Source organism: Allomesorhizobium camelthorni (assembly GCF_011045125.1).
GTDB lineage: Bacteria > Pseudomonadota > Alphaproteobacteria > Rhizobiales > Rhizobiaceae > Allomesorhizobium > Allomesorhizobium camelthorni.
Window position 1 is genome coordinate 70,635 of record NZ_JAAKZF010000011.1, and the last position, 26,686, is coordinate 97,320.

Below are 26,686 nucleotides of genomic sequence, written 5' to 3' on the forward strand. Positions count from 1 at the left end.
TCGGGATCATACTCTAAGCCGCGCCGATCCTGAGCAGGTCATGCAGATGCACTAGGCCGACCGCGCGGCCGTCCTCGATGACCATCAGGCTGGTGATCGATGAGGAATTGATCGTCTGCAGCGCCGTGGCGACGATCGTTTCGGGCCCGACAGATTTCGGCTCCTTCGTCATCACCTCTTCAACCGTCATCGCCAGAAGGTTGTTGCCGAGGTGGCGCCTTATGTCGCCGTCGGTGATGACGCCCTTGAGCGTTCCGTCGGCGGCCACCACTCCGACGCAGCCGAAACCCTTTTGCGAAATCTCGCGGATGGCCTCGGGCATGCCGGCGCCGAGCCGGACAAGCGGAAGTTCGTCGCCGGTGTGCATGATCTCGCGCACCTGCGTCAGATTGGCGCCGAGTTGGCCGCCCGGATGGAAGGTGCGGAAATGGTCAGGCGTGAAGCCTCGCGCCTCGAGCAGCGCAATGGCCAGCGCATCGCCGACGACGAGTTGCAGCAGCGTCGATGTGGTAGGCGCCAGCCCGTGCGGGCAGGCTTCCGCGGCGCGCGGCAGGCTTATCACCACGTCCGCCTGGCGGGCCAGCGCCGAACTATGCCCGGCGGTGACGGCAATCAGCGGAATGAGGAAACGGCGCGAATAGGCGATGATGCCCTTGAGTTCGGCGGTTTCGCCCGACCACGATATGGCGACGATGGCGTCGTCGCGCGCGATCATGCCGAGATCGCCGTGATTGGCTTCGGACGGATGGACGAAGAAGGCGGGCGTGCCTGTCGAGGCAAGCGTGGCGGCGATCTTGGAGCCGATATGGCCGCTCTTGCCGACGCCGGTGACGATCACCCGGCCGTTGATCTGCGACAGGAGCTCGACCGCTTCGGCAAACGGTCCGGCGACGCCGTTCTCCAGAGCGTCTGCCAGCGCGGCCACGCCGGCTTGTTCGGTGCGGACGGTGCGGAGCGCGGATGCAATCGACGCCTCCCGCTCGGGCTTCCGCTTCTTCAAGGTTTCAGCATGCATGGACGATGCGCTTAGCGTTTTGCCGCGCGGCTGTCCAATATTTATCGCGCGGCTCGACAGTTCGACGGCGCCGCCTCAACCCTCCATTAACCATCGCCATTTACGGTTCGGTAAGCATGGCGCCAGCGCGCCTTCCAGCAAGGTGACGATGCCGCAGGTTCGCCCAGTATCGACGAAAAGCGCGCCTCGCCCGGCAGCCGGTTACCGGCTGCTGTCGGTGAGCGCGGCGGCATTGCTGTGGGCCGCACCAGCTCTCGCCCAGGAAAGCGGCCTTCGCGGCGCCGTCGCCGAAACGGAGATCACCGGTTCGCTGCTGTCGCGCGCTCCGGACCAGGCGGCTGTCGAACCAAACCAGCCTTTTCCCCGCTATGTCCCGGTGAGCCCCGGCGCGGTGGCGGAGGAGCCTGCCGACGACAACGACAGCATTTTCGCGCCGGCCGATGTCGCCGACGATCCTTTCGCGGACGATCCGCCCATTCCGTCCCGCGTGCCGACGACCGCCAGGCAGCGCGCCGAGGAAGCGCGCACACGGGCGCGGCCGCAGACGGCATCTGAGCGGCGCGCGGCGGAAACGGCCGAAACCACCGAAGGCGCTACAGTCGATGAAGTGATCACCGGGACCGAGCGCGTCGACACGATCGATTCGGCGGAAGATCTGGCGCTCGACGAGGGCGCCGGACGCATCGAGGCGATCGAAGGCCTTGACGGGATCGAAGAGGACAATCCGTTTGCCGCCACCGGCATCCGCGTCGGGACGTTTATCATACGGCCGACACTGGAACAGGGCGTGACGGCGACATCCAACGCCGATGCGAGCAGCGGCGGCGAACCGGCCACGCTTTCGGAAACGACCTTGCGGCTCAACGCCATATCGGACTGGAGCCGCCACACCGCGACGATCGACGCCTACGGCAATTTCAGAAAGACGATCTCAGGCGACGAAATCGACGAGACCAGGGGCGGCATCGACGCGGCGCTGGCGCTGGATATTGCCAACGACTACCGCGCGCTGGCCGAACTCGGCTACGAGGCCGGGCCGGAATCGGCGTCGTCGCCGGTGGTGATCGAGGGAACCGTGTCGCAGCCGCTGCGCCAGACCTTCAACGGAAGCCTCGGCTTCGAAAAGGATGTCGGCAAGGCCCGCTTCGGCATCACCGGCCTGGTCGAGCACCACACCTATGGCGACGCGGATCTGTCGAGCGGCGGAACGCTTTCGCAGGAAGACCGCGACTTCACGCTGGGCGCCGTCGTGCTGCGCGGCGGCTATGAGATTTCGCCGGCGCTGACGCCCTTCGTCGAGGCCGAATTCGGCCGGCGGCAATATACGCTGGAAGAGGATGCAAGCGGCTTCCAGCGGTCTTCGGACCGGGTCGGCGCGCGGGCGGGACTGGAGCTCGACCTCACCGAAAAGCTGACCGGCGAGTTCTCTGCCGGCTGGATAAGGGAAACGTTCGACGACGACCGGCTTGACCCGCTCTCGGGCCCGACGCTGAACGCAGACCTCGCCTGGTCGCCCGAGCGCGGCACTATCGTCAATCTAGCCGCGGCGACGTCCGTGGAGGGCACCACGACCGCCGGCGAAAGCGGCTCCATCCTGCATGCCGCGCGCATTGGCGTGGAGCGCGAAATCCGCGCCAATCTGACAGCCAACGCCTCGGTCGGCGCCGGCTACCGCGACTATGCCGAATCCGACGGCCACGATCTGATCCTGACCGCCGAAGCGGGTGCGACGTGGTGGCTGAACCGCTATGGCGGCCTCACCGGCCGGCTGCGCCATGAGATGATGGACAGCAATCTGCCCGACCGGGAATATGAGGCCAACAGCGTGTTTCTCGGCCTGAAACTGCAGCGGTAGCAGCTCAGCCCACTTCGCGACGCTCAAGCGGCTGGATCTCGTCCAGAAGCGCCTCGATGGTGGCCGACATGCTCTCATGCATATCGGCGCGCCACAGCGCGAAGGCGACATTCGCCTCGATGAAGCCTTCCGGCGAGCCGCAGTCGAAAGTGCGTCCCCGATAGTGATAGCCGAAGAAGGGCTGCTGCTTTTCGAGTTTGAGCATGGCGTCGGTGAGCTGGATTTCGTTGCCCGCGCCACGCTCCTGCCCTTCCAGCACCTTGAATATCTCGGGTTGGAGGATGTAGCGGCCGTTGATGTAGAGATTGGACGGCGCGGTTCCGGCCTTCGGCTTCTCGATCATGCCGGTGATCTCGAAACCGGTATGGATGTCCTCGCCCTTGCCGACGATGCCGTATTTGTGGGTTTCGGCCGGATCGCATTCCTGCACGGCGATGATGTTGTTGCCGGTCTCTGCGTAAAGTTCGACCATGGCCTTAAGGCAGCTCTTGTCGGCCTGCATGATCATGTCGGGCAGGAGCAGCGCGAACGGCTCGTCGCCGACCAGGTCGCGCGCGCACCAGACGGCATGGCCAAGACCGAGCGGAACCTGCTGGCGGGTGAAGCTGGTCTGGCCCGGACCCGGCTGCAGGCGCTGAAGATGTGCGAGTTGGTCGTCCTTGCCGCGCTGCGCCAGCGTGTCGTAGAGCTCGAACTGCAGATCGAAATGATCCTCGATGACGCCCTTGTTGCGGCCGGTCACGAAGATGAAGTGCTCGATGCCGGCTTCGCGCGCCTCGTCCACCACATACTGGATCACCGGCTTGTCGACGACGGTCAGCATTTCCTTGGGGATCGATTTCGTCGCCGGGAGGAAGCGCGTGCCGAGACCGGCGACCGGGAAGACTGCTTTGCGGACTTTTTTCATGGCGCAATTATCCGTTCCGATGGGCCGGCTGCAATCACAAAGAATGACATGTTGATGCCGGAATTGAACATTACTGCGAAAAATCGAATTTCAGTGTGGGGCAATCAAGCGTTCCGGCCGATTTTGGTTCTCGCGGCGCTATGGTAAACCGATTGATAACCGGCTTCGACGAAAATGAGTCTTCCGCACGCTTTCAAGGAGGGAACAGATGCTCGTTCGCAAGACCGCAATTCGCCTAGGGAGCGTCTTGGCGGCTGCCGGCCTATCGCTCGCCCTTTTCTTCTCGGCCGGACCCGCTTCGGCCGACGCCGGCTTCCAGCGCTGGGTCGCGAGCTTCCGGGCCACCGCCACGCAGAACGGCGTCTCGGGCGCGACCTACGACCGCGCCTTCCGGGGTGTCACCGATATTGATCCCGAGGTTCTCGAGAAGGCCCGCTATCAGCCTGAGTTCACCGCGCCGGTATGGGACTATTTCGACAACCGCGTGCATGAGAACTCGGTCGCGGTCGGCCGCCAAATGGCGCGCAAATGGAAACCGTGGCTCGACCGCATCGAGGCGAAATTCGGCGTCGACAGGCACATTCTGCTGGCCATTTGGTCGATGGAATCGAATTACGGCGAGATCCTGAAGAACGACAAGGTCATGCGCAATGTCGTGCGCTCGCTCGCCACGCTCGCCTATGCCGACAAGAGGCGCGCCAAATTCGCACGCACCCAGCTGATCGCGGCGCTGAAGATCCTGCAGAGCGGCGACATAGACGAGAGCCACCTCACCGGCTCCTGGGCCGGCGCCATGGGCCACACGCAGTTCATCCCGACCTCCTACCAGGCCTACGCGGTCGACGCCGACGGCAACGGCCGGCGCGACATCTGGACCTCTATCCCGGACGCGCTGGCGACCGCCGCCAATCTCCTGCGCAAGAATGGCTGGCAGGCCGGAAAGACCTGGGGCTACGAAGTCACCCTGCCGGCGGGCCGGAAATTCCCCGCCGGCTCCATGTCGCTCGCCAAGTGGCAGAGCATCGGCGTCGTGCGCGCCAGCGGCAAGCCATTCCGCAACGGCTCCGACAAGGCGGAACTCAAAGTGCCGGACGGCCGCGGCGGACCGGCATTCCTGATGACAAAAAACTTCTCGGTCATCAAGCGCTACAACAATGCCGACAAATATGCCTTGGCGGTTGGCTTGCTCGCCGATGAAATCGCCGGCTATGGCGGCCTTGTGCAGGACTGGAAGCGGCCGTTCACCAAGCTGTCCTTCGAGGAAAAGCAGGAGCTTCAGCAGAGACTGTCGGCTCACGGCTATTACGACGGCAAGTTCGATGGCAAGATCGGCGAAGGCTCCCGCTCGGCGATCAAGGCTTTCCAGGCGCAGTTGGGCCTGGAGCCGGACGGCCATCCGAGCATGGAAGTGCTGTCGACGCTCAGGCAGCGCTAGCGCGCGATTCCGTTCCGGGTGGAACCGGAAGGAGCTGTGACCTATTTTGACTTGAGCGCACTACCCGAAGGTTCGCTACGCTCCGCGAAACTTCGCTTCTGGTTCTTAGCGGGAGAAGACATTGCCATCGCATCAGCGCATCTGGTTCGCCGCACGGCGCTTGTTTGCGATGATGCTTGCGCTTGCGGTGCTGGTCACCGGCTTTTCGATCGGCGCGCCGATCCAGGTCGCCGCGCAGGAATACCGTCCGTGGTTGCGCAATCTTTGGATCTTTCCGCGCAGGGAGCGGCGGGTGGCGCCGCAGCGGGTGGCGCCGCAGCGGGCGGTGCCGAGGCGCGAGGTGCCCGGCGCAAGACGGAAAGTCATCCGCAGGAGCACCGGCCAGGCGCGCAAGTCGGTCGCCCGTCGCAATGTTGAGAGGGCGGCGCCGGCGGAACCGGAAGTGCCGGCCGTCGAGAAGCTTGCCGACGCAAAGATCGTGCTGGTGGTCGGCGATTTTCTTGCCAGCGGACTGGCCGAGGGGCTGGCAGAAGCCTATGCCGAAAACCCGCGTGTGAAAGTGGTCGACAGGTCGAACGGCTCGTCGGGCTTCGTGCGCGACGACTTCTTCGACTGGCCGGGCGAAATCGCCGGCATCGTCGAGGAGGAAAAGCCTTCCGCAATCGTGGTGATGCTCGGCTCCAACGACCGCCAGCAGATAAAGGCGGCAGGTGAGCGCGAACCGGTCAGGTCCGAAGGCTGGACCAAGGAGTACACGCTACGCGCCGAGAAGTTCGGCAAGACCATAGCGGACGGCAAGGTGCCGTTCGTCTGGGTCGGCATGCCGGCTTTCAAATCGTCCAAGATGACGTCCGACATGCTTGCGTTCAACGACATCTATCGGACTTCGGCCGAGGGCGCGGGTGCGGAGTTCATCGACATCTGGGATGGCTTCGTCGACGAGAACGGCGCGTTCGTGACCACCGGCCCGGACGTGAACGGGCAGCCGGCGCGGCTGCGCTCGGGCGACGGCATCAACATGACGGCGGCCGGAAAGCGCAAGATCGCCTTTTACGCCGAAAAGCCCCTGAACAAGATATTGGGCGAAACCACCGGCCCGGACCCGTTCGCATTGGCGCCGGCAACGCCCGTTGCACCCGGTACGCCGAACGCCGCGCCCGTCGACCGCACGGTTCCGATTTCGCTCGCCGACCCACAGCTTGATGGCGGGACCGAGCTTCTCGGCGCGCAGGCGCCTAAGAAGAAGCAAGAGGCCCGCACACCCGGCGAAAGGCTGGCGATCGAGGGCGTGGCTCCCGAAGCGGCGCCCGGCAGGGCCGACGATTTTTCGCGGCCACGCAAGCCGCCCGTTCCGGCCGCCACGCCGGACAGCGCGGAAACGACGACCGCAATCGGCCGCTGAGCGAGATAGCTGCTGCGAACGAACGGCTATCTCGGCAGGACGCTCGACCCCATCAGCGCTTCGTCGATCGAGCGGGCGGCCTGCCGGCCCTCGCGGATCGCCCATACCACGAGAGATTGGCCGCGGCGGACATCGCCGGCAGCGTAGAGCCGGTCGACGCTGGTCCGGTAGTCGCGATCGTTGGCCTGGACATTGGTGGAGCGGCGCGCGTCGGTGCCGATCGCAAGCTTTCCTTCCAGCTCCTTGACGATGCCGTCGCGGAAAGGGCCGGCGAAGCCGATGGCGATGAAGGCAAGATCAGCGCGGATGACGAATTCGGTGCCGGCGATCGGCTGGCGCTTCTCGTCGACCTCGCAGCACCTAACGCCGGTGAGCTGCCCTTCCTCGCCGATGAATTCCAGCGTCGCCACCTGGAACTCGCGCTCGGCGCCCTCCGCCTGGCTGGACGAGGTCCGCATCTTGGTCGCCCAGTAGGGCCAGACCGCGAGCTTGTTTTCCCTTTCCGGCGGCTGAGGCCGGATGTCGAGCTGGGTGACGCGCACCGCGCCCTGCCGGAAGGCGGTGCCGACGCAGTCGGACGCCGTGTCGCCGCCGCCGACCACGACGACGTGCTGGCCCGCCGCCACGATCGGCTTTTCCGGCCACGCAACCGACTGGATGTTCTCGCCGCCGACGCGCTTGTTCTGCTGGACGAGATAAGGCATCGCGTCATGCACGCCGTCGAGGTCGTCGCCCGGAATGCCGGCCGCCCGCGGCGTTTCGGAGCCGCCGCAATAGAGCACCGCGTCATACTCGGCGAGCAGTTCCTCGACCGGTCTGTCGACGCCGACATTGACGCCGCAATGGAAGGTGACGCCCTCGCCCTGCATCTGCTCGACACGCCGGTCGATGAAATGCTTCTCCATCTTGAAATCGGGAATGCCGAAGCGCATCAGCCCGCCGGGGCGGCTCTCGCGCTCATAGACATGGACGTCGTGCCCCGCGCGGCCGAGCTGCTGCGCCGCCGCCATGCCCGCCGGCCCGGAGCCGATGACGGCGACGCGCTTGCCTGTCTTCTTCTCCGGCGGATAGGGCCGGATGTGGCCGAGTTCATAGGCCTTGTCGGCGATCGCCTGCTCGATCGTCTTGATCGCGACGGGGATGTCCTCGAGGTTCAGCGTGCAGGCTTCCTCGCACGGCGCCGGGCAGATGCGGCCGGTGAACTCCGGGAAATTGTTGGTCGAATGGAGGTTGCGGATCGCGTTGTCCCAATCGCCGGCATAGACGAGGTCGTTCCAGTCCGGGATCTGGTTGTGGATCGGGCAGCCGGTCGGGCCATGGCAGAACGGTATGCCGCAATCCATGCAGCGCGCGGCCTGTTTCTCGACCTCCTTGTCCGACATCGGCAGCGTGAATTCGCGAAAATGCCGGATGCGGTCGGAAGCCGGCTGGTACTTGTGCACCTGCCGGTCGATCTCGAGAAAACCTGTTACCTTGCCCATCTTTACTCCGAATTGATAGCTGCCCACATCACCGCGCAGGAAGTTCACGCGGTTTGATGCGTGTCCGGCCAAGGACCGTCAAATTACCGAGGAACCTGCTTTCCTGGTCAGCCAGCCGTTCCACAACTGCCGAAGCGACTTCGTCCCACGGACCCGGAAAGGTTGAAAGCTGGAGTACTACGACTCCATATGCCGGATGACCTCGCGAAAAGATCAGGTCGCCATAGTCAAAATCCTCTGTAAGGAGCACCCGTTCGTCCCGGACCGACCAAGCGAGCACCAATTCATCGGGTATTCCTTTGGATACATCTCCAACCCACTCCACATCGTGACCATGATCGCGCAGCTTGGAGACGATCAAACGCCCGAGGCATTCATCTGCGAGATACCGCACCCCTTACTCAGCCGCTTCCGGGTGAGAGGTGAACGCATCCCGGATGTGATCCGCCGCAAATTCGTTCGCAGCCAAAACGTCCTGTTCCGTCAGACGCGGGTACTGCTCTAGAATCTCGGCTGTGGACAATCCTCGCGATGCAAGCCGTAACACGTCCTCAACCGTGATCCGGGTGCCACGAATGGTCGGTTTTCCAAACCGGATTTCCGGGTCGGCCACAATTCTCGACTTTCCGTCAGCGGTTTTCATTTCTGTGTTCCATCGGTCCACTTAGCGAATTCGCCCGAATTTACTCCATATCCTACCCGCGACCAAATTCCCCTACTCCGCCGCCACGCTCATCCGCAGACGCTCCATCTCCTGGAGCGCACGGCGATACTCGACCGGCATCACTTTGCGGAATTTCGGCCGGTAGCTCGCCCAGTCCTCGAGGATTTCCTTGCCACGCGTCGAGCCCGTGTAGTGCACGTGGTTCGAGATGAGCAGATGGAGGCGCTCCTCGTCGTGGCTGGTCATATCGCCCGACACGTCGACGCGGCCCTTATGGTCGAGGTCGCCGCCATGGTGGTGCAGCTTCTCGAGCATGTCGTCTTCTTCGGGAACCGGTTCGAGTTCGACCATGGCCATGTTGCAGCGCTTGGCGAAATCGCCCGCTTCGTCGAGCACATAGGCGACGCCGCCCGACATGCCGGCCGCGAAATTGCGTCCGGTCTGGCCGATGACGACGACCACGCCGCCGGTCATATATTCGCAGCCGTGATCACCGACACCCTCGACGACCGCGACGGCGCCCGAATTGCGCACGGCGAAGCGTTCGCCCGCGACGCCGCGGAAATAGCATTCGCCCTCGGTCGCGCCGTAGAGAACGGTGTTGCCGACGATGATAGAATCCTCGGCGACGATCTTCGCATCGTCGGGCGGGCGGATGACGATGCGGCCGCCCGACAAGCCCTTGCCGACATAGTCGTTGCCGTCGCCGATCAGCTCGAACGAAATGCCGCGCGCCAGGAACGCGCCGAAGGACTGGCCGGCTGTGCCGGTCAGCTTCACCGAGATCGTGTCGTCGCGCAGCCCCTTGTGCTTGTAGCGCTTGGCCACCTCGCCCGAAAGCATGGCGCCCGTCGAGCGATCCACATTGCGGATGCCGACCTCGATCTTGACCGGCAGCTTCGATTCCAGCGCCGGCCTGGCGAGCTCGATCAGCTTGCGGTCGAGCACGTCGTCGATCGGATGCTTCTGGCGCTCGGTCCAGTGCGTCGCCTCGCGCGGCGCCTCGGGCTTGTAGAACACGCGGCTGAAGTCGAGGCCCTGGGCTTTCCAGTGCTCGATCACGGCCCGCTTTTCCAGGAGATCGGTATCGCCGACGATCTGGTCGAGATGGGTGAAGCCCATTTCGGCCAGCAGCCCACGCACCTCTTCCGCGACATAGAAGAAGAAATTGATGACGTGCTCGGGCGTGCCCTTGAAGCGCTTGCGCAGCACCGGATCCTGGGTCGCGACGCCGACCGGGCAGGTGTTCAGATGGCACTTGCGCATCATGATGCAGCCGGCGGCAATCAGCGGCGCGGTGGAGAAACCGAACTCGTCGGCGCCGAGCAGCGCGCCAATGATCACGTCGCGGCCGGTGCGCAGCCCGCCATCGACCTGAAGCGCCACTCGGCTGCGCAGATCGTTCAGCACCAGCGTCTGGTGCGTCTCGGCAAGGCCCATCTCCCAGGGTGAGCCGGCATGCTTCAGCGAGGTCAGCGGAGACGCACCGGTACCGCCATCATATCCGGAGATGGTTATATGGTCGGCGCGCGCCTTGGCGACGCCCGCGGCGACCGTGCCGACGCCCACTTCCGAGACCAGCTTGACCGAGACGTCGGCTTCTGGATTGACGTTCTTCAGGTCGAAGATCAGCTGCGCCAGATCTTCGATCGAATAGATGTCGTGGTGCGGCGGCGGCGAGATCAGCCCGACGCCCGGCGTCGAATGGCGGACCTTGGCGATGGTCGCGTCGACCTTATGACCGGGCAACTGGCCGCCTTCGCCGGGCTTTGCGCCCTGCGCGACCTTGATCTGCATGACATCGGAGTTGACCAGATATTCCGCGGTCACGCCGAACCGTCCCGAGGCGACCTGCTTGATGGCCGAGCGCTCCGGATTCCGGCCGCCGCCGGGCAGCGGCAGGTAGCGGTCCGGCTCCTCGCCCCCCTCGCCGGTGTTCGACTTGCCGCCAATCTGGTTCATGGCGCGCGCCAGCGTGGTGTGCGCCTCTCTGGAAATCGAGCCGAACGACATGGCGCCGGTCGAGAAGCGCTTGACGATCTCGGCCGCCGGCATGACCTCCTCGATCGGCACGGGCTTGCGCCCGGTCTCATCGGCGGTCTTGATCTTGAACAGGCCGCGAATGGTCTGCGCGCGCGCCGTGTGGCTGTCGATCTGGGCGGAATACTCCTTGAACGTGTCCCACGAACCCTGGCGCACGGCATGCTGCAGCGAGGCGACGGCGTCGGGCGACCAGATATGGGCCTCGCCGCGCATCCGGAACAGATATTCGCCGCCGACTTCCAGCGCGTTGCGCAGCACCGGGTCGTTGCCGAACGCGTCGTGATGCCGGCCGACCGTCTCGGCCGCGACCTCTTCGAGGCCGACGCCCTCGATCATCGTCGCGGTGCCGGTGAAGTACTTGTCGACGAAATCGGTCCGCAGGCCGACGGCGTCGAAAATCTGCGCGCCGCAATAGGACTGATAGGTCGAGATGCCCATCTTGGACATGACCTTGAGGATGCCCTTGCCGATCGACTTTATGTAGCGCGAGACGACCTCGCTCGCATCGACCTCGGCCGGCATCTCGCCGCGCTTGTGCATGTCGAGCAGCGTGTCGAAGGCGAGATAGGGGTTGATCGCCTCCGCGCCGTAGCCGGCGAGGCAGCAGAAATGATGGATCTCGCGCGGCTCGCCGGATTCGACCACGAGGCCGACGGAGGTGCGCAGCCCCTTGCGGATAAGGTGGTGATGGACCGCCGCCGTCGCCAGCAGCGCGGGAATGGCGATCCGATCCGGACCGACCTGGCGGTCCGACAGGATGATGATGTTGTAGCCGCCGGCGACCGCCGCCTCGGCACGCTCGCACAGCCGCTCGACAGCGCCCTGCATGCCGGCGGCGCCTTCAGCCGTCGAATAGGTGACGTCGATCGTCTTGGTGTCGAACCTGTCCTCGGTGTGGCCGATCGAGCGGATCTTCTCGAGATCGGCATTGGTAAGGATCGGCTGACGCACTTCGAGCCGCTTGCGGCGCGACGAGCCGACGAGGTCGAAGATGTTCGGCCGCGGCCCGATGAAGGAGACGAGGCTCATCACCAGCTCCTCGCGGATTGGGTCGATCGGCGGATTGGTGACCTGGGCGAAATTCTGCTTGAAATAGGTGTAGAGCAGCTTCGACCGGTCCGACATCGCCGAAATCGGCGTGTCGGTGCCCATGGAACCAACCGCCTCCTGGCCCGTCGTCGCCATTGGCGACATCAGCAGCTTCACGTCTTCCTGCGTGTACCCGAACGCCTGCTGGCGATCGAGCAACGTCACATCCTTGCGCAGCGCGCGCGGCTCGACCGGCTTCAGCTCTTCAAGGATGAGCTGCGTGTTGGAGAGCCACTTCTTATAGGGGTGCTTGCCCGCGATCTCCGACTTGATCTCCTCGTCGGAAATGATCCGCCCCTTCACGAGGTCGATCAGGAGCATCTTGCCGGGCTGCAGCCGCCACTTCTTGACGATCTTTTCCTCCGGCACGGTGAACGCGCCGGCTTCCGACGCCATGATGACCCGGTCGTCGTCGGTCACGATATAGCGAGCGGGGCGCAGGCCGTTGCGGTCGAGCGTCGCGCCGATCTGCCGGCCGTCGGTAAAGGCAACGGCGGCGGGGCCGTCCCACGGCTCCATCAGGGCCGCGTGGTATTCGTAGAACGCCTTGCGGTCTTCATCCATGAGCTTGTTGCCGGCCCAGGCTTCCGGGATCAGCATCATCATGGAATGCGCGAGCGAATAGCCGCCCTGGAACAGGAATTCGAGCGCATTGTCGAAGCAGGCGGTGTCCGATTGCCCTTCATAGGAGATCGGCCATAGCTTGGAGATATTGTTGCCGAACAGTTCGGAATCGACCGACGCCTGGCGCGCCGCCATCCAGTTGTTGTTGCCGCGCACCGTGTTGATTTCGCCGTTATGCGCGACCATGCGGTAGGGATGCGCCAGCTTCCACGACGGGAAGGTGTTGGTCGAAAAACGCTGGTGGACGAGGATCAGCGCCGTCTCGAAGCGCGGATCGCTGAGGTCCTTGTAGTAGGAGCTGACCTGGTAGGCCAGGAACATGCCCTTGTAGACGATGGTGCGCGCCGACAGCGACACACAGTAGGCGCCTATGTCGCGATTGTCGTTCTCGGCGTAGATACGGCCGGAGATCACCTTGCGCAGGAGATAGAGCCGCGCCTCGTACTCTTCGTCATCGTCAATGTCGGGCGTGCGGCCGATAAAAACCTGGCGGTGGTACGGCTCGGCGGCCGCAATATCGGGCGCCTTGGACAGCGAGGAATTGTCGACCGGCACGTCGCGAAAACCGATCAGCGGCAGGCCTTCCGACTGCGCCGACTCGGCGATGATCTCGTCGATGTGCGCACGCATCGCCGCGTCCTGCGGCATGAACCAGTGGCCGACGCCATACTGCCCGGCTGGCGGCAGTTCGATGCCCTGCCTGGCCATTTCCTCGCGAAAGAAGCGGTCGGGAATCTGCACCAGCACGCCGGCCCCGTCGCCCATCAGCGGATCCGAGCCTACGGCGCCGCGATGCGTCAGGTTCTGCAGCATGGCCAGACCGTCCTCGACGATCTGGTGCGACTTCACGCCCTTCATCTGCGCGATGAAGCCGACGCCGCATGCATCATGCTCGTTACGGGGATTGTAGAGGCCATGCTCGATGGCGCGTTTGACGGCGACGGCTTTCGTCTGCGCGGGGGCGGTCTGCTCCGTCGTCACAGATGAAATGTCCATCATCGTCCTTCCTCCGTTTTTGCCTCGCGCGCCGCTTCATCGCAGTGCCTGACGGCGCCCGACGAGCGGAAATGTTACGAAATTCGGCGAAAACATCCGGACAAGCCAGATGATTTTCGCCTGTTGCGGCGCCGTCACCGCCTGTCGATATTCCGGCGCCACCCGCAGCGGCAGCCGGACAAGCGCGATCATACGCCAAATCCAGCACACATTGCGAAGATAAATACGACAGCACTGCTGTCCTAAATTTCTTATGTCAGAATTTTCCCGGTGAAACAAGACCGATTTGCAAACATCTTGACGTATGCGCGACATAAAATTTCGCCTCACGGCAGATATAGGTAACTTTCAGCCATCTCCACTGCGGCAATATGCGGTCCGGCGCGGATGGGGCAACCGGCCTCTTGAACTCCGGCTGCAAAACCGGTGAATGTCGCATCGCCTTTAATCCTTGATCATTTGGACAGAAAATGATTTTCGCATCAGACAATTGGGCCGGCGCGCACCCAAATATCGCCGCCGGACTTTCGGCCCACGCTTCCGGCTACGACCCGGCCTATGGCGATGGCGCGCTTGACCGGGCGGTCGCCCAACGGTTCAACGAGATTTTCGAACGCGAGGTGGCCGTTTTCTTTGTCGCCACGGGCAGCGCCGCCAATTCGCTGGCGCTGGCATCGCTGGCACGGCCGGGCGGCATCACATTCTGCCACCGGGAGGCCCATATTCTCGAGGATGAATGCGGCGCTCCCGAATATCTGACCGGCGGCGCGCGCCTTCGCGCCGTGGACGGCCGGCTTGGCAAGATGGATCCAGGCGAGCTGAAGGCCACGATCAATCATTTCGTGCCGGACTTCGTGCATGCCGGCCAGCCTATGGCCGTTTCGATCACGCAGGCGACCGAGGTCGGAACCCTGTACGGCCTCGACGAGATCGCTGCGATCTCATCGATCGCAAGGGAGTACGGCCTGCCGCTGCACATGGACGGCGCCCGCTTCGCCAATGCGCTGGTGGCGCTCGATGCGACGCCGGCAGAAATGACCTGGAAGCGCGGCGTCGACATCGTTTCTTTCGGCGGCACCAAGAACGGCTGCTGGTGCGCCGAGGCGGTGGTACTGTTCGACACCGGGCGAGCGAGGGATTTTTCGTTCATACGCAAGCGCGCCGCGCAGCTATTCTCCAAGTCGCGCTTCATCGCCGCGCAGTTCGACGCCTATTTCAGGGACGGGCTCTGGCTAGAAACGGCGCGGCACGCAAATGCGATGACCAGTCGCCTCGCGGCGCGCGTCGAAGCGTCGTCCAGGGTCCGGGTCGCCTGGGAGCCGCAGGCCAACGAACTCTTCGCGATCATGAGCAAGGATCTGGCGGAGAGATTGACCGCCGCGGGCGCGGTCTTCCATCCCTGGAACACGCCGCACGGATACGCAGGCGCCATCGGCGACGACGAGACGATATGCCGGTTCGTCACCAGCTTCGCCACGACGGCCGAGGACGTTGACCGCTTCGGCGAACTGATCGCATAAAAATGCGGCGCCCGGAGGCGCCGCTATTCGCTTGGGAGGAGCGATTATTTGGTGGTCGTGGCCTCGATCTGCTTGGCGGCCTTGGCAGGCGCCGTAGCGATCGCGATCTTGCGCGGCTTCATCTCCTCGGGAACGTTGCGCTTCAGGTCGATGTGAAGCAGGCCGTTCTTGAGGAAGGCGCCGTTGACCTCGACATGGTCGGCAAGCTGGAAGCGGCGCTCGAAGGCGCGCGAGGCAATGCCGCGATAGAGGACTTCAGAGCCCTCGCCATTGCCTTCATCCTTCCGCTCGCCCTTGACGCTCAGCACGTTGCGATGCGCCTCGATGGCGATTTCGTCTTCGGCAAAGCCGGCGACAGCCATCGAAATGCGGTAGGCGTCTTCACCGGTCCGCTCGATATTGTAGGGCGGATAGGTCTGGCCGTTGTCCGGCTGGGCAAGCGAGTCCAGCATCGTGAAAAGCCGGTCGAAGCCGACGGTCGAACGATAGAGGGGCGAAAAATCAACGTGACGCATGGTCTGTTCTCCTGTTGAGCAACACTGTTTGCGTTTTGGCCCGGTGCAAACCCTTGAGCGGCGTATCGCATGGACCAGCGGCCCCGTTTCGGCGGCCACATCGATAATCTGGGAAGCGAAAAAGGCCGTTTCAAGGGTTTCTGACCCGGGAATAATCCGCGGCGGGCAGCGTGCTCGAAACATGAACGCAGGATGAACCGCGGCTTCGGCAAGCGTTCAGACGACATTTGTTAAATTTGCATTCGAGATCAGGTTCGGCGATGCGCCGGTGCGCATCGCGACGAAGCCGAGCCGGGTGTAACGTCCCTTCCTCCCGGATCGACAGAGACCGGAAGCCAGCGCAAGCAGCTTCCGGTCTCTTCTGTTACCGGATCTGTTCCCGGATTTTCTTTGCTTTTGCCCGTCATGATTCTATCACCTTGGCAGCGCTGTCGCTTTCGGCGCGCCGAGAGCGAAGTGGACGATGAGCACTCCTTTCCATGAACTTGCCGGCAATCCGGTACCGGAAAACGCCACCGCCGGGTTTTTTACGGCCAGCGACGGCAAGGTGCTCCGCCACGCCTTTTTTCCAACCTCGGCGCGTCCCTTCAAGGGCACGGTCGTTCTGCTGCCCGGCCGCAACGAGTGCATCGAGAAGTATTTCGAGACGATCCGCGACCTGACCGCGCGCGGCCTTGCCGTGGCGACCCTCGACTGGCGCGGCCAGGGCGCTTCCGACCGGCTGATCAAGGATCCGCAGCGCGGCTATGTGCGCACCTTCTTCGATTACGCCAACGATCTTGACCAGTTCTTCACCGAGTTCGTGTTGCCCGACTGCCGCGGCCCTTACTACGTGCTCGCCCATTCGGCCGGAGCGCTGGTGGCGCTTCTGGCGGCGCCCTCGCTGGCCAACCGCGTCAGCCGCATGGTGTTGATCGCACCCTTCCTGATGGTGACCGGCACGTCGCTGACGCTTCCGACCATCCGCCGCCTGGCGATGGCGCTTTATTATCTCGGACTGGGCCGGCTCTACGTCACCGGCGGCCCGCGCCCGCTGCAACGATACCCGTTCGCCTCCAACAAGCTTACGTCCGACCCGGCCCGCTACGCGCGAAACTGCGAGCTTTACGAGGCTTATCCGCATCTGGGACTGGGCGGCCCGACGGTGGCGTGGATCCGCGCGGCGGCCGAGGCCTCGGCAACGGTCCAGGATCCGGACTTCATCGCGAAAATCCAGACGCCGATCCTGATCATCGCGGCGGGAGCAGACGAGGTGGTGGCCAACCGGCCGATCGAGGATCTGGCGCGGAGGCTGCGCAACGGCTCGCTGCTGACCATCGACGGCGCCCGCCACGAAATCCTGCAGGAAGCCGACATTTTCCGCGAGCAGTTCTTCGCCGCTTTCGATGCTTTCATTCCGGGGAGCGGCGGCTGAAGATCAGCCCCGGTGCAGCAGTTCCAGCGCCGCGTCGTGCAGCTTCGGCGAGCCGGCGGCGACGATCTCGCCGCCATTCTCGGCCGGTCCGCCGTCCCAATTGGTGATCTTGCCGCCGGCCCGCTCGATGATCGGGATCAGCGCCACGATGTCGTAGGCCTGCAGGCCGACCTCGACGACGAGGTCGATATGGCCGGCCGCGAGCATGGCGTAGGCGTAGCAGTCTGTCCCGTAGCGCGACAGTTGGACCGCAGCCTCCAGCCGGTTGTAGGATTCGCGCCGGCCGCCAAGGAACAGCGCCGGCGTCGTCGTGCACAAAGTCGCCTGCGCAAGCGCATCCACCTTGCGCGTCGCCAGCTTGCGGGCGCCGCCAGGGCCTTCATAGAAGGCGCCGCCACTGTCGGCGCGGAAAAGCTCGCCGATGAAGGGCTGCGACATCATGCCGGCCACCGCGTCGCCGTCGACGGTGAGGCCGACCAGCGTGCCCCAGAGCGGAACGCCTGAAATGAAGGAGCGCGTGCCGTCGATCGGATCGATGACCCAGATGTGGCTGCTCGCGGCATTCTCGGAACCGAATTCCTCGCCCAGTATCCCATGGTCGGGATATTCTTCCCGGATGACCGCACGGATCGCCTGCTCTGCCCGCTGGTCCGCTTCGGTGACCGGGTCGAAGCCGCCTGAAAGCTTGTTGGAGACCGCCCCCCGGCCGCGAAAGCGCGGCAGGGTCTCGGCGGCGGCAGCCTCGGCGACACGCCGCATGAACTCGGCCGAAATCTTCAAAATCCCGTCTCCCAAGGGCCAGCGACGCCCGAATCACTTTGGCCGACTATAGCCCTGCTTCTGTCGATTCAGGCCCATTTCCGCAGGTTAACCGGGCAATTTGGCGCGTTTTTGTGTTGCGCGAGCGCAACATTTTGAGGCAAATTCCCCGATCTCCACATCAATATGAATTAATTATTCATGTATGCGCTTGACATTTGTGCAGCGCACAATAAATTTTCAGTCGGACAGGTTCTCCTGTCTATGCCCTCCTTGGGCGTTTCCTCCCTAGACTTCGACCGCGTTGTGCGAACAACGCGGTTTTTTTTGGCCGCGGATGCGCCGGCTATTCGGCGGCAAGCGGCAGGTCCACGAGGTCGCGGTCGGGCATTCCCATCAGATCGGCGCAGAACCGCGCCAGATCGTCGGCCAGCGCATCGAACCCTGCCGATCTCTGCAATGTCCGCTCGTTCATGTAGAGCCCGCGATTGACCTCGATCTGCAGCGCGTGGAGGCCGCGCGCCGGGCGGCCGTAATGCTCGGTGATGAAGCCGCCGGCATATGGCTTGTTGTGCGCGACGGTGTAGCCCATCGACGTCAGGAGCCCGATTGCTCTTTCGGTAAGCGCCGATGCGGCGGACGCGCCGAAGCGGTCGCCTATGATGAAATCGGGGCGCACGCCGCTGTCGCCGATCCGGATGCTGGCCGGCATCGAATGGCAGTCGATCAGCACGCCATAGCCGAAACGCTGGTGGGTGCGCGTCAAAAGCAGCTTCAGCGCGTCGTGATAGGGCTTGTAGACGGCCTCGATGCGCGCCACCGCCTCGGTGAGCGGCAGGCGGCCGGCATAGATGTCGAGCCCCTCGCCTACCAGCTTCGGCACCGTGCCGAGGCCGCCGGCCACGCGCGCCGAGCGGATATTGGCGTAAGGTGGCACCGGCTCGACGAACATGCGCGGGTCAAGTTCCCAGGGCTCGCGGTTGACGTCGAGATAGGCGCGCGGAAAGTTCGCCGCCAGCATCGGCGCGCCCAGCGCCACGGCGCTGCCGAACAGTTCGTCGACATAGCAATCCTCGGAGCGGCGGATCGCGTTGCGGTCGAGCCGGATCATGGCGAGGAAGCGATCGGGATAGTGGGAGCCGCTGTGCGGGGAGTTGAAGACGAACGGCACGCGCTGATCTGCGGCGGTGCGGATCTCGAACGGCGCCAGCGCCGAAAAGTCATCGCCCGCCGTCATCGACACCTGCCTGCGAACACCACTCCATCATGGCTTCGAAACTGCCATCTGCCGGCCATTCTGTCCAGCAGTTCGGTGCAAGGACGGACGTTGCGTTTCGGCGGCGGCATAGCTGCATTCACTTGATCTTTACCGTCGGCTCTTCATATAGAGATGGTTAACCAGACTGGCTGCAAGCAGTCTTTGCAGGTGATTCGGACGGGAAAACATGGCACGCATTCTTCTGGCGGAAGACGACGACGACATGCGTCGGTTTCTGGTCAAGGCGCTCGAGCGCGCCGGCTATGACGTCAGCGATTTCGACAATGGCGCCAGCGCCTATGAGCGGCTGCGCGAAGAGCCGTTTTCGCTGCTTCTGACCGACATCGTCATGCCGGAAATGGACGGCATCGAGCTGGCGCGGCGCGCGACCGAGATCGACCCCGACCTGAAGGTGATGTTCATCACCGGCTTCGCCGCCGTGGCGCTCAATCCCGATTCCAAGGCACCGAAGGACGCCAAGGTGCTGTCGAAGCCGTTTCACCTGCGCGATCTCGTCAACGAGGTCGAAAAGATGCTGCAAGCCGCCTGATGGCGCGCGGCCGCCGGGTTAGGCCGGCGCAAATAGCCGGCCTTTCGGCCAATCTCGCTATTGACGCGCTCGGCCATAATATGGTGTATGCGCGGCTTCGGATGGGCGTGTAGCTCAGCGGGAGAGCACTGCATTGACATTGCAGGGGTCACAGGTTCAATCCCTGTCACGCCCACCATCCAAGCCAAACAAGGTCAATGTGTCCGAGACCATCTGCCTTATAGGCGTTGATAGCGACGACCCTCATTCCTTTGACAGTTTCTGTTTTCAGTCCTGTGGTGCCTTCCACTTGAAACTGTAGCAGTGCGCCAGATCGGCGGGAGTGACTTCTGGATCACTCGACTGGCCGGTACCAGCATTCACGACCAGCGCCCACAAAGGTGGCAGTCCCTGCTCCCGACAATGCGGCGCCAATTCCTTCGTAAGTTTCTGACCAGCACCACGAGCGATCATTCCGCCCACAATTCCAGCGAATTCACCATAAGTGATCGTTGCTTTGTTCCGGGCGACGTAAGCCAAGAGCCGGACCATCCGTTCTGTTTGCTCGCTAGCCATTCTAATTTTCCTTCATGCCAAGGTTTCAAACTGTTGCTCAGCAGCGCAGCGCTGCCCCTGGCGCGGCGATCCTCGTGCTCTGCGGCAGCCGCCTCAGCGTTCCTTTGCCTCATCGCTGAGCCGCCGCACGATTTCGACAGTGTTGCGGATGTCGGCTTCGCTGAGCCCGGCGCCCATCGTCGAGGCGATCGCCAGGAGCCGGGCGTTCAACTCGCGGTAGTGCGCTTCACCCTTGGGCGTGAGGCGCACCAGCTTCGATCGCCGATGCCTCGGATTGTCGATGAACTCCACGAGCCCCTCCGCCGCCAGCTCGTCGGCCAACCGCTGCATGCGCTGGCGGCTGGTCGGCCGCATCTGGGCGATCTGCGGCACGGTGAGCGGGCCAAGCAGCGCCAGGCTGCGCATGAAACCGAACGCGCCGCCGCCCCAGCTCGTGATGAGCCCTGTTCTCTGGCCAACTGCCCGTATTCGAAAGAAGAATTGTGCTACTTCGAGCATCAGGTCCGCTATCGCCTCGCCCTTGCTCGTGGCGATCCGACTTTCCGCTTTCCCCTGTCGCACCGACGCCATCTATTCCGCTCCATCGTTGAGATTGACAACTATGTTGTCAAAAACTAGAATGACATCAATGTTGTCATCTTAACGCCGATCCTGGCCATCGGCGCAACGCTTGGCAAGTGGGAGAAGCCAAAATGGGCTCCACCGACCAGCAGGCTAATGACGCCCCGGTGGCGCGGGGCATCGCGCGGCCGCCGTTGCTCTATCTCGCGTGCCTGTTCCTGGGGGTTGTCCTCGATCGCGTGCTTCCCTTGCCGCTCATCTTGCCGGAGGCCGCCCTCTTCCGTTGGACCCTGGGCGCAGGGCTGATCGTGGCCGGTCTCGCGATCATGGCCGCGGGAATTCGCAATTTCTCCCGCGCGGCTACGCCCGTGCGCTCCAACCAGCCTGTCCGCGCACTGGTCACAACCGGCATACATGGCTGGAGCCGCAATCCGATCTATGTCGGCATGTTCCTCCTCTATGCCGGCATCGGCATAGCTGCGCGCAGCCCGTGGGTCCTTGTCCTCGCGCTGCCTCTCCTCATCATCCTGCACTATGTCGTGGTCGCGCGCGAAGAGGCCTATCTCGAGCGGCGCTTCGGCGGCTCCTACCGCGACTACAAAGCGCGCGTCCGCCGCTGGCTGTAGCCCTGAGCAAGAGCGCCGGCCCCGTTGGCCGGTCCTGGAGAAGTCCGGAGGCCGAATTGAGACTGGGCCTGGCCGTGGTCGTCGTAGTGGCATTGGTGCTGGCCTCTTGCGCCACGATCCCGACGCCTCAGGAGGCCAACGACGCAGTTCTCATGCTTCGGAAATACGAGAGCTGGGCATGGGCCGCAGGCATCGTTCTCATCTGGGCCGATCTGGTGTTGCCGGTCCCGCAGACTGTGGTGATCGCTGCTCTCGGTGTGATCTACGGCGCCGTGCTCGGGGGTCTCTTGGGTAGTGTCGGCCAGATCACTGGCGGCCTTCTGGGCTATGTCCTCATGCTCACCTCCGCACGGCGAATGGTGAAGCGCTTCGTTGGCCCCCAGTCATTGAACAGGATGGAGAGTTTGTTCGAACGGAGCGGCGCCTGGGCGATCGTCCTCACCCGCAGCCTCCCCTACAGCATTCCGGAAGCCATGGTCTTTCTTGCCGGGCTCGCGGGGATGCCAACGAGAAAATTCACAGCTGCATTGGCTTTGGGCAGCGTGCCCACGGCGTTTGCGTTTGCGGCGATCGGCGCCGGCTGGGCCGACAAGCCGATCCTGGCGCTCGTGGTGAGCTATGTGCTTCCCATCCTGCTCCTGCCCGTTGCGCTTTTTCTCATGCGTCGCTCATCGTAGGACATGTCAACTGCAACGCCCGGCGACGGCGGGTGCGCCGGCGCTCAACCCAGCCGGAGCGCTACAACGCCGGCGACGATGCAGAGCGCCGCAGCGATCCGCCATCCCGTCATCTTTTCGCGCAGCGCAAAGACGGAAATGAGCATGGCGAACAGGATCGAGGTTTCGCGCAGAGCCGCCACCGACGCGATCGGCGCCTTGGTCATCGCCCACATGGCGATCCAGTAGGAGGCGGCGCTTAGAAGGCCGGTGAGAATGCCGACATGCCATTCCGTCTTCATGATCGGAAGCAGGCTGCGCCCGCGGTAGTAGAACCCGATCGCCATCGAGACCAGCCCGTCGCAGAGGAACAGCCCTGCCGCGTAGCTCGACGCGGTGGCGGCCAGGCGCGCGCCGCTGCCGTCGGTCAGCGTGTAGCCGGTGACAAAGATCGAGGTGGTCAGCGCGAACCCGACCGCCCGGCGGTCGAGCCTGCCGAGCCCCCTGCCGCCGCGAAACGACATCAGCAACGTGCCCGTCGACAGGAGCACGATGCCGAGGACCGCCAGCGGCGGCGGCAATTCGGCAAGCAGTAGGATCGCGCCGATCGTGGTCATCAGCGGCGCCGCTCCCCGCGCCAGCGGGTAGGTCTGGGCGAGGTCGCCGGCCTCATAGGCCATGACCAGGAACAGCCGGTAGCCGATATGGATGGCGAGCGAGGCGGCGATGAACGGCCAGACCGCCGCGGCGGGAAATTCGACGAAGGGGATGACCGGCAGGGCCGCAAGGCTCATGCCGAGCGACGTCAGCGAGATCGAGGCAAAACGGTCGCCGCGCATCTTGATCAGCGCGTTCCATGCGGCATGCATGGCGGCCGCCGCGAGCACCGCGAAGAAAACGGTGAGCGTCATTCCGGCGCGATCCGCGAGGCCGGATCGTCGAGGTCGATGTCGATCCGGAGCGGATGGTGGTCAGAAGCGATCTCGGCATTGTCGACGCTGACCAAGCGCACGCGCGATGCCAGCATCGAGCCGACGAAGCAATAATCGAGCCGGCGCTTCATGATGCGGCCGCCGATTTCCTTTACGTGGGTATAAAGATCGCCAGGACCGTGGCCGGCCACCGTCGCCGCATCGACAAAACCGTCGAGATAGGAAGCTCCGGCATGGTGTGGCGTCGTGCCGGTGACGCGGCGGTATTCGGCGCTATCCGGCTCGCAGTTGAAGTCGCCCAGCCAGATCGCCGCCAGCGGGCATTCGGGCTCGCTCTCGCCATGCGTCCAGCCGCGCTCCGGCTCGTCGTCAGCGCCGCTCCACGGCCCGCCCTGAAACGGCGTGCGGCGATGCAGATCCTGCAGAAAGGCTATCTGCCCCAGCCGCTCCTCCGCGCCGATATGGGCGAGGTGCAGAGAGAAGAACCGAACCGGCCCGGCCGGGGTGCGGACCATGCATTCGAGTGCTGCGTTCTGCGTGTTGAGCGGCGCGATCGTCCGGTGCATCGGCAAGAGGTGCAGGCGCGACCAGGCGATCGGCCAGCGCGACAGGAGCATGGTTCCGAACTGCCGCCGCCGGTTGACGACGCGGCCGTCCATGCGGGTGCTGGCGTCCATGTCGAAGGCGGGACCGTAGATCCAATAATGTTCGGGCAGGAGCCGGCCGAGAATTTCGGGCTGGTCGTCGAAGCCGGTCCGCCGCCAGCCGCGCTCGACCTCCTGCAGCGCGATGATGTCGGCCCCGGCGAGCACCCGCGCGATCCGCTCCAGATCGTAGCGGCCGTCGGCTCCGAAACCGTACTGGATGTTATAGCTGACGAGCTTCACGCCAAAGTCCCCCGCCCGATCGCAGTACGCCTTCGGTATTTAGCTGGCAATAAGAAGCGGCGCGGCGAGGTTTGGGCCAACGAGGGACCGCGAGTTGCGAACCGACCTCACCCGCTGATCCACCCTCCCTGAGACAGGGGAACGCCGCGCTACTGCAACACGAGAAGATCGGATGCGGCGAAGGTTATGTTCGCCGTTTCGCCGACTACGGGCGGCGGCGTGGATGGGCTGTTGAACGTGTCCAGCGACACGGCGTTCTTGCCGACGCCCACCCGCACGCGGATGACAGAGCCGAGGAAGCTCACGTCGGAAATCTCGCCGGCGATGCTTGAATCGCGGCCGGGGTGATTGCCGACCGAAATCGCCTCGGGGCGAAGCGCAAGCGAAATCTCGTCGCCGGCTGCCTTTCCGTCGAGCGCGCGCTTCAGCGCGATCTCGCTGCCGTTGATGCTCACCGTGCCGCTTGCGGGGTCGGAAACCGTACCTTCGAGGATGTTGAGCGTGCCGACGAAGGAAGCCACGAAGCGCGTCGCCGGCTTGTTGTAGATCTCGAACGGCGTGCCGACCTGCTCGGCCTTGCCGCCATACATGACGACGATGCGGTCCGACATGGACAGCGCCTCTTCCTGGTCGTGCGTGACGAAGATGGTGGTGATGCCGAGCTTCTTCTGGATCAGTCGGATTTCCTCGCGCAGCGAGACGCGGACCTTGGCGTCGAGCGCCGACAGCGGCTCGTCGAGCAGCAGCAGCTTCGGTTTAGGCGCCAGCGCGCGGGCGAGCGCCACTCGCTGCTGCTGGCCGCCCGAAAGCTGATAAGGATAGCGGTCGCCGAACTCCGGCAGCTTGATTATTGACAGCATCTCGGCGACACGCGCATCCGATTCGGCTCGCGGGACGCCCGCAACCTTCAGCCCGAAGCCGATATTCTGCGCCACCGTCAGGTTCGGAAACAGCGCATAGGCCTGGAACACCATGCCGATGTCGCGCTGGTTGGGCTTCAGATTGGTGACGTCCTTGCCGCCGATCATCACCATGCCGGCGCTAGGTTCCTCGAAACCGGCGACGATGCGCAGCATCGTGGTCTTGCCGCAGCCGCTCGGCCCGAGAAACGAAACGAACTCGCCTCGCTCGACGTCGAGGTCGAAATCCTGGACCACGGTGGTCGCGCCGAAAGCCTTGCGGACATTCTGGATCGAGAGGAAGGTTTCGGCCATACAGCGGGTTCCAGTCAGTTGGGGCGGTTCGCCGATCGCGGCGCGAACCGGGCAAGTATCTGAATGCCGCCCATGCAGGCCCACGTGATGACGAACGCGATGATGGCTAGCGCCGCCGGCTCATAGGCGCGATTGGCGCCTATGTTTTGCATGTAGGGGCCGAAGGCTGGTGCGTTCAGCAGGCTCGCCATGGTGAATTCGCCGATGACGATCGCGAAGGTTAAAAACGCACCGGAAAGCACCGCAATCAGCACATTGGGCAGGATGATGCGGCCGATGATCGTCGCCCAGCCGGCGCCGAGTATCTGTGCGGCCTCGGTCAGTGTGCGCACGTCGATTGTGCGTAGCCCCGTATCAACCGCGCGATACATGTAGGGCAGCGCCAGGGTCGCGTAGCCGATCACCAAAAGTACATCCGTACCCCGGCGCGTCGCCAGGAAAGGCAGCGGCGACGACGAGCCGTACATGCGGATATAGCCGAATACGATGACGATCGCCGGAATGATGAGGGGCAAAAGCGTCACGAACTCGACTACTGGCCTCAGATGGGGCATGCGCAGCCTGATCCAGTAGGCCGTCGGCACGACGAGAAGAACGCCGAGCAGAATGGTCATCACGGCAACGGTCACCGAATAGGCGAAAGTTTCCTGGAAGCGGGTGTCGCCGATCACCGACCGGTAGGCCTCAAAGGAATAGACACCCCGCTTCATGCGCAGCGAGAATTCGAAAGTTGCTATCAGCGGCAGAAAGAAGAACGTCGCGCCCAGCCCGAACGTCACCCACGCCCAGATTCGGGAGGCCCTCATTTGAGCCACCTTTCGCTGCGCGTGCGGAACCAGATGTAGAAGATATTGGCGACGCCGGTGATGAAGATCATGCCGAACGCCAGCGCGTAGCCGAGATGCGGGTTATGCAGCACGTCGCCACGGATCTGCGCATAGAGGAGTATCGGCACGATATTCAGCTGCGAACCGGTGAGCGCATAGGCGGTCGCGATAGCGCCGAAGGCATTTGCGAAGAGCAGAAGCACGGTCCCGAGGAAGCTCGGCCACAGGACCGGAAGCGCCACCATTCGCCAGTATTGCGCCTGCGTCGCCCCGAGCGTCGCGGCGGCCTCGGCCCATTCCTTCTTCAGCCCATCGATGGCAGGCACGATGATGAGCACCATCAGCGGTATCTGGAAGAACAGGTAGGTCAGCGTCAGGCCCCAGAACGAGAGGAGATTGAAGCCGAGCGCATATATATTGATGCCGAACCATGTGTTGAGCAGCACGGTCACGAGTCCGAGCCTGCCGAGCGTGGCGATGAAGGCGAAGGCCAGCGGCACGCCGGCGAAATTCGATGCAACGCCGGAAAAGGTCAGCGTCGCAGCCCGTATCCATTCGGGCAGGCCACCGCGCACGATCGCAACGGCGATCGCCAGGCCGGCCAGACCACCCAGAAGGGCCGATGCAAGGCTGATCCTGATCGAAATCCAGTAGGCCGAACGGATCGAGGGCTGCATCAGTTCGGCGATGTTGGCGAACGTGAACTCGCCTTCATTGTTCTGGAACGCGCCGACGATCAGGTAGAGCGTCGGCAGTATCAGGAACATCAGCGCGAAGATGAAGAACGGCGCAACACCGAGCCAATGCAACGGCAGCCGAACGCCGCGCCGCTCGGCCGGCGGCGCTTCCTGCGCGGCTTCCAAGGCTGCGGTAATACTTGTTTGAGTCATGCGGGCGCCAG

The 26,686-nt window shown here is 63.7% G+C and carries 24 protein-coding genes, 1 tRNA gene and 1 pseudogene; 9 read left to right on the plus strand and 17 right to left on the minus strand.

The window, feature by feature from the left end; genetic code table 11:
* Nucleotides 1–13: 13 nt before the first annotated feature.
* Nucleotides 14–1,015: a KpsF/GutQ family sugar-phosphate isomerase gene (locus tag G6N73_RS11340; protein ID WP_165027628.1), complete on the minus strand. Its 1,002-nt coding sequence runs from the start codon at nt 1,013–1,015 to the stop codon at nt 14–16.
* Nucleotides 1,016–1,163: 148 nt separating this feature from the next.
* Here G6N73_RS11340 and G6N73_RS11345 point away from each other — a divergent pair, with 148 nt between their 5' ends.
* Complete coding sequence (locus G6N73_RS11345; protein ID WP_165027630.1) at nt 1,164–2,870, plus strand: outer membrane beta-barrel protein; 1,707 nt, start codon at nt 1,164–1,166, stop codon at nt 2,868–2,870.
* Nucleotides 2,871–2,874: 4 nt separating this feature from the next.
* On the opposite strand, the gene galU is transcribed toward G6N73_RS11345, so the two are convergent.
* On the minus strand, nt 2,875–3,777 hold the full coding sequence (gene galU, locus G6N73_RS11350; RefSeq protein ID WP_165027632.1) for a UTP--glucose-1-phosphate uridylyltransferase GalU: 903 nt from the start codon (nt 3,775–3,777) through the stop codon (nt 2,875–2,877).
* A gap of 208 nt (nt 3,778–3,985) precedes the next feature.
* On the opposite strand from galU, the gene G6N73_RS11355 reads away from it, so the two are divergent.
* Together G6N73_RS11355 and G6N73_RS11360 are read left to right on the plus strand one after the other, a co-directional pair.
* Complete coding sequence (locus G6N73_RS11355; protein WP_165027634.1) at nt 3,986–5,212, plus strand: lytic murein transglycosylase; 1,227 nt, start codon at nt 3,986–3,988, stop codon at nt 5,210–5,212.
* Nucleotides 5,213–5,333: 121 nt separating this feature from the next.
* The gene (locus G6N73_RS11360) at nt 5,334–6,614 is read left to right on the plus strand and encodes an SGNH/GDSL hydrolase family protein (protein WP_246251904.1); all 1,281 of its coding nucleotides are present in this window, start codon (nt 5,334–5,336) and stop codon (nt 6,612–6,614) included.
* Between the two features lie 26 nt (nt 6,615–6,640).
* Here the strand turns inward: G6N73_RS11360 and G6N73_RS11365 are convergent, their stop codons facing one another.
* The 5 genes from G6N73_RS11365 to G6N73_RS11385 form a co-directional block, all read right to left on the minus strand.
* Entirely contained in the window at nt 6,641–8,095 is a 1,455-nt protein-coding gene (locus G6N73_RS11365; RefSeq protein ID WP_165027636.1) for a glutamate synthase subunit beta, read from the minus strand.
* Between the two features lie 28 nt (nt 8,096–8,123).
* Complete coding sequence (locus G6N73_RS11370) at nt 8,124–8,489, minus strand: DUF5615 family PIN-like protein (RefSeq protein ID WP_165027638.1); 366 nt, start codon at nt 8,487–8,489, stop codon at nt 8,124–8,126.
* Nucleotides 8,490–8,492: 3 nt separating this feature from the next.
* A complete protein-coding gene (locus tag G6N73_RS11375) occupies nt 8,493–8,738 on the minus strand; it encodes a DUF433 domain-containing protein (RefSeq protein ID WP_165027640.1) in 246 nt (81 codons plus the stop codon).
* Between the two features lie 72 nt (nt 8,739–8,810).
* Nucleotides 8,811–13,514, minus strand: a complete 4,704-nt coding sequence (gene gltB, locus G6N73_RS11380) for a glutamate synthase large subunit (protein ID WP_165027642.1) — start codon at nt 13,512–13,514, stop codon at nt 8,811–8,813.
* A 33-nt stretch (nt 13,515–13,547) separates the two neighbouring features.
* Entirely contained in the window at nt 13,548–13,703 is a 156-nt protein-coding gene (locus G6N73_RS11385; RefSeq protein WP_165027644.1) for a hypothetical protein, read from the minus strand.
* Nucleotides 13,704–13,981: 278 nt separating this feature from the next.
* Between G6N73_RS11385 and G6N73_RS11390 the strand changes: the two genes are divergently transcribed.
* Complete coding sequence (locus tag G6N73_RS11390) at nt 13,982–15,031, plus strand: threonine aldolase family protein (protein WP_165027646.1); 1,050 nt, start codon at nt 13,982–13,984, stop codon at nt 15,029–15,031.
* A 44-nt stretch (nt 15,032–15,075) separates the two neighbouring features.
* Here G6N73_RS11390 and G6N73_RS11395 read toward each other — a convergent pair whose 3' ends face one another.
* Entirely contained in the window at nt 15,076–15,546 is a 471-nt protein-coding gene (locus G6N73_RS11395; RefSeq protein ID WP_165027648.1) for an Hsp20 family protein, read from the minus strand.
* A 463-nt stretch (nt 15,547–16,009) separates the two neighbouring features.
* Between G6N73_RS11395 and G6N73_RS11400 the strand changes: the two genes are divergently transcribed.
* Nucleotides 16,010–16,960: an alpha/beta fold hydrolase gene (locus G6N73_RS11400; RefSeq protein WP_165027650.1), complete on the plus strand. Its 951-nt coding sequence runs from the start codon at nt 16,010–16,012 to the stop codon at nt 16,958–16,960.
* A 3-nt stretch (nt 16,961–16,963) separates the two neighbouring features.
* Here the strand turns inward: G6N73_RS11400 and hisN are convergent, their stop codons facing one another.
* Nucleotides 16,964–17,740 carry a histidinol-phosphatase gene (hisN, locus tag G6N73_RS11405; protein WP_165027652.1) on the minus strand — a complete coding sequence of 259 codons (777 nt, stop codon included), beginning with the start codon at nt 17,738–17,740 and terminating at the stop codon, nt 16,964–16,966.
* Between the two features lie 325 nt (nt 17,741–18,065).
* Entirely contained in the window at nt 18,066–18,956 is an 891-nt protein-coding gene (locus tag G6N73_RS11410; protein WP_165027654.1) for an N-formylglutamate amidohydrolase, read from the minus strand.
* Nucleotides 18,957–19,164: 208 nt separating this feature from the next.
* Between G6N73_RS11410 and cpdR the strand changes: the two genes are divergently transcribed.
* Together cpdR and G6N73_RS11420 are read left to right on the plus strand one after the other, a co-directional pair.
* On the plus strand, nt 19,165–19,527 hold the full coding sequence (cpdR, locus tag G6N73_RS11415; RefSeq protein WP_008835384.1) for a cell cycle two-component system response regulator CpdR: 363 nt from the start codon (nt 19,165–19,167) through the stop codon (nt 19,525–19,527).
* Nucleotides 19,528–19,630: 103 nt separating this feature from the next.
* Nucleotides 19,631–19,705, plus strand: a tRNA-Val gene (locus tag G6N73_RS11420).
* 89 nt (nt 19,706–19,794) lie between these two features.
* Here the strand turns inward: G6N73_RS11420 and G6N73_RS11425 are convergent.
* Both G6N73_RS11425 and G6N73_RS38565 read right to left on the minus strand, forming a co-directional pair.
* Nucleotides 19,795–20,082, minus strand: a complete 288-nt coding sequence (locus G6N73_RS11425; protein ID WP_165027656.1) for a hypothetical protein — start codon at nt 20,080–20,082, stop codon at nt 19,795–19,797.
* Between the two features lie 267 nt (nt 20,083–20,349).
* Nucleotides 20,350–20,652, minus strand: a pseudogene (locus G6N73_RS38565) (MarR family transcriptional regulator); the annotation flags it as partial.
* A gap of 122 nt (nt 20,653–20,774) precedes the next feature.
* Between G6N73_RS38565 and G6N73_RS11435 the strand changes: the two are divergent.
* Together G6N73_RS11435 and G6N73_RS11440 are read left to right on the plus strand one after the other, a co-directional pair.
* Nucleotides 20,775–21,269: a methyltransferase family protein gene (locus tag G6N73_RS11435; protein ID WP_165027660.1), complete on the plus strand. Its 495-nt coding sequence runs from the start codon at nt 20,775–20,777 to the stop codon at nt 21,267–21,269.
* 56 nt (nt 21,270–21,325) lie between these two features.
* A complete protein-coding gene (locus G6N73_RS11440) occupies nt 21,326–21,946 on the plus strand; it encodes a TVP38/TMEM64 family protein (RefSeq protein WP_165027661.1) in 621 nt (206 codons plus the stop codon).
* A gap of 44 nt (nt 21,947–21,990) precedes the next feature.
* On the opposite strand, the gene G6N73_RS11445 is transcribed toward G6N73_RS11440, so the two are convergent.
* The 5 genes from G6N73_RS11445 to G6N73_RS11465 all read right to left on the minus strand — a co-directional run bounded on the left by G6N73_RS11445 (nt 21,991) and on the right by G6N73_RS11465 (nt 26,675).
* Entirely contained in the window at nt 21,991–22,836 is an 846-nt protein-coding gene (locus G6N73_RS11445; RefSeq protein ID WP_165027663.1) for an EamA family transporter, read from the minus strand.
* On the minus strand, nt 22,833–23,744 hold the full coding sequence (locus G6N73_RS11450) for an endonuclease/exonuclease/phosphatase family protein (RefSeq protein WP_165027665.1): 912 nt from the start codon (nt 23,742–23,744) through the stop codon (nt 22,833–22,835). Before G6N73_RS11450 ends, G6N73_RS11445 begins: the two co-directional genes overlap by 4 nt.
* Nucleotides 23,745–23,893: 149 nt before the next feature.
* Nucleotides 23,894–24,958 carry an ABC transporter ATP-binding protein gene (locus tag G6N73_RS11455; protein WP_165027667.1) on the minus strand — a complete coding sequence of 355 codons (1,065 nt, stop codon included), beginning with the start codon at nt 24,956–24,958 and terminating at the stop codon, nt 23,894–23,896.
* A 14-nt stretch (nt 24,959–24,972) separates the two neighbouring features.
* Nucleotides 24,973–25,764 (minus strand): ABC transporter permease, encoded by a 792-nt coding sequence (locus G6N73_RS11460; RefSeq protein WP_165027669.1) that lies wholly within the window; start codon nt 25,762–25,764, stop codon nt 24,973–24,975.
* Nucleotides 25,761–26,675, minus strand: a complete 915-nt coding sequence (locus G6N73_RS11465; RefSeq protein WP_165027671.1) for an ABC transporter permease — start codon at nt 26,673–26,675, stop codon at nt 25,761–25,763. Before G6N73_RS11465 ends, G6N73_RS11460 begins: the two co-directional genes overlap by 4 nt.
* Nucleotides 26,676–26,686 lie beyond the last annotated feature (11 nt).

Bases quoted from the DNA above. Each gene is read 5' to 3' on its own strand.
- G6N73_RS11340 (WP_165027628.1), bottom strand. From the start codon at position 1,015: ATGCATGCTGAAACCTTGAAGAAGCGGAAGCCCGAGCGGGAGGCGTCG.
- G6N73_RS11345 (WP_165027630.1), top strand. From the start codon at position 1,164: ATGCCGCAGGTTCGCCCAGTATCGACGAAAAGCGCGCCTCGCCCGGCA.
- galU (WP_165027632.1), bottom strand. From the start codon at position 3,777: ATGAAAAAAGTCCGCAAAGCAGTCTTCCCGGTCGCCGGTCTCGGCACG.
- G6N73_RS11355 (WP_165027634.1), top strand. From the start codon at position 3,986: ATGCTCGTTCGCAAGACCGCAATTCGCCTAGGGAGCGTCTTGGCGGCT.
- G6N73_RS11365 (WP_165027636.1), bottom strand. From the start codon at position 8,095: ATGGGCAAGGTAACAGGTTTTCTCGAGATCGACCGGCAGGTGCACAAG.
- G6N73_RS11375 (WP_165027640.1), bottom strand. From the start codon at position 8,738: ATGAAAACCGCTGACGGAAAGTCGAGAATTGTGGCCGACCCGGAAATC.
- gltB (WP_165027642.1), bottom strand. From the start codon at position 13,514: ATGATGGACATTTCATCTGTGACGACGGAGCAGACCGCCCCCGCGCAG.
- G6N73_RS11385 (WP_165027644.1), bottom strand. From the start codon at position 13,703: ATGATCGCGCTTGTCCGGCTGCCGCTGCGGGTGGCGCCGGAATATCGA.
- G6N73_RS11390 (WP_165027646.1), top strand. From the start codon at position 13,982: ATGATTTTCGCATCAGACAATTGGGCCGGCGCGCACCCAAATATCGCC.
- G6N73_RS11395 (WP_165027648.1), bottom strand. From the start codon at position 15,546: ATGCGTCACGTTGATTTTTCGCCCCTCTATCGTTCGACCGTCGGCTTC.
- G6N73_RS11400 (WP_165027650.1), top strand. From the start codon at position 16,010: ATGAGCACTCCTTTCCATGAACTTGCCGGCAATCCGGTACCGGAAAAC.
- G6N73_RS11410 (WP_165027654.1), bottom strand. From the start codon at position 18,956: ATGACGGCGGGCGATGACTTTTCGGCGCTGGCGCCGTTCGAGATCCGC.
- cpdR (WP_008835384.1), top strand. From the start codon at position 19,165: ATGGCACGCATTCTTCTGGCGGAAGACGACGACGACATGCGTCGGTTT.
- G6N73_RS11425 (WP_165027656.1), bottom strand. From the start codon at position 20,082: ATGGCTAGCGAGCAAACAGAACGGATGGTCCGGCTCTTGGCTTACGTC.
- G6N73_RS11435 (WP_165027660.1), top strand. From the start codon at position 20,775: ATGGGCTCCACCGACCAGCAGGCTAATGACGCCCCGGTGGCGCGGGGC.
- G6N73_RS11445 (WP_165027663.1), bottom strand. From the start codon at position 22,836: ATGACGCTCACCGTTTTCTTCGCGGTGCTCGCGGCGGCCGCCATGCAT.
- G6N73_RS11455 (WP_165027667.1), bottom strand. From the start codon at position 24,958: ATGGCCGAAACCTTCCTCTCGATCCAGAATGTCCGCAAGGCTTTCGGC.
- G6N73_RS11460 (WP_165027669.1), bottom strand. From the start codon at position 25,764: ATGAGGGCCTCCCGAATCTGGGCGTGGGTGACGTTCGGGCTGGGCGCG.
- G6N73_RS11465 (WP_165027671.1), bottom strand. From the start codon at position 26,675: ATGACTCAAACAAGTATTACCGCAGCCTTGGAAGCCGCGCAGGAAGCG.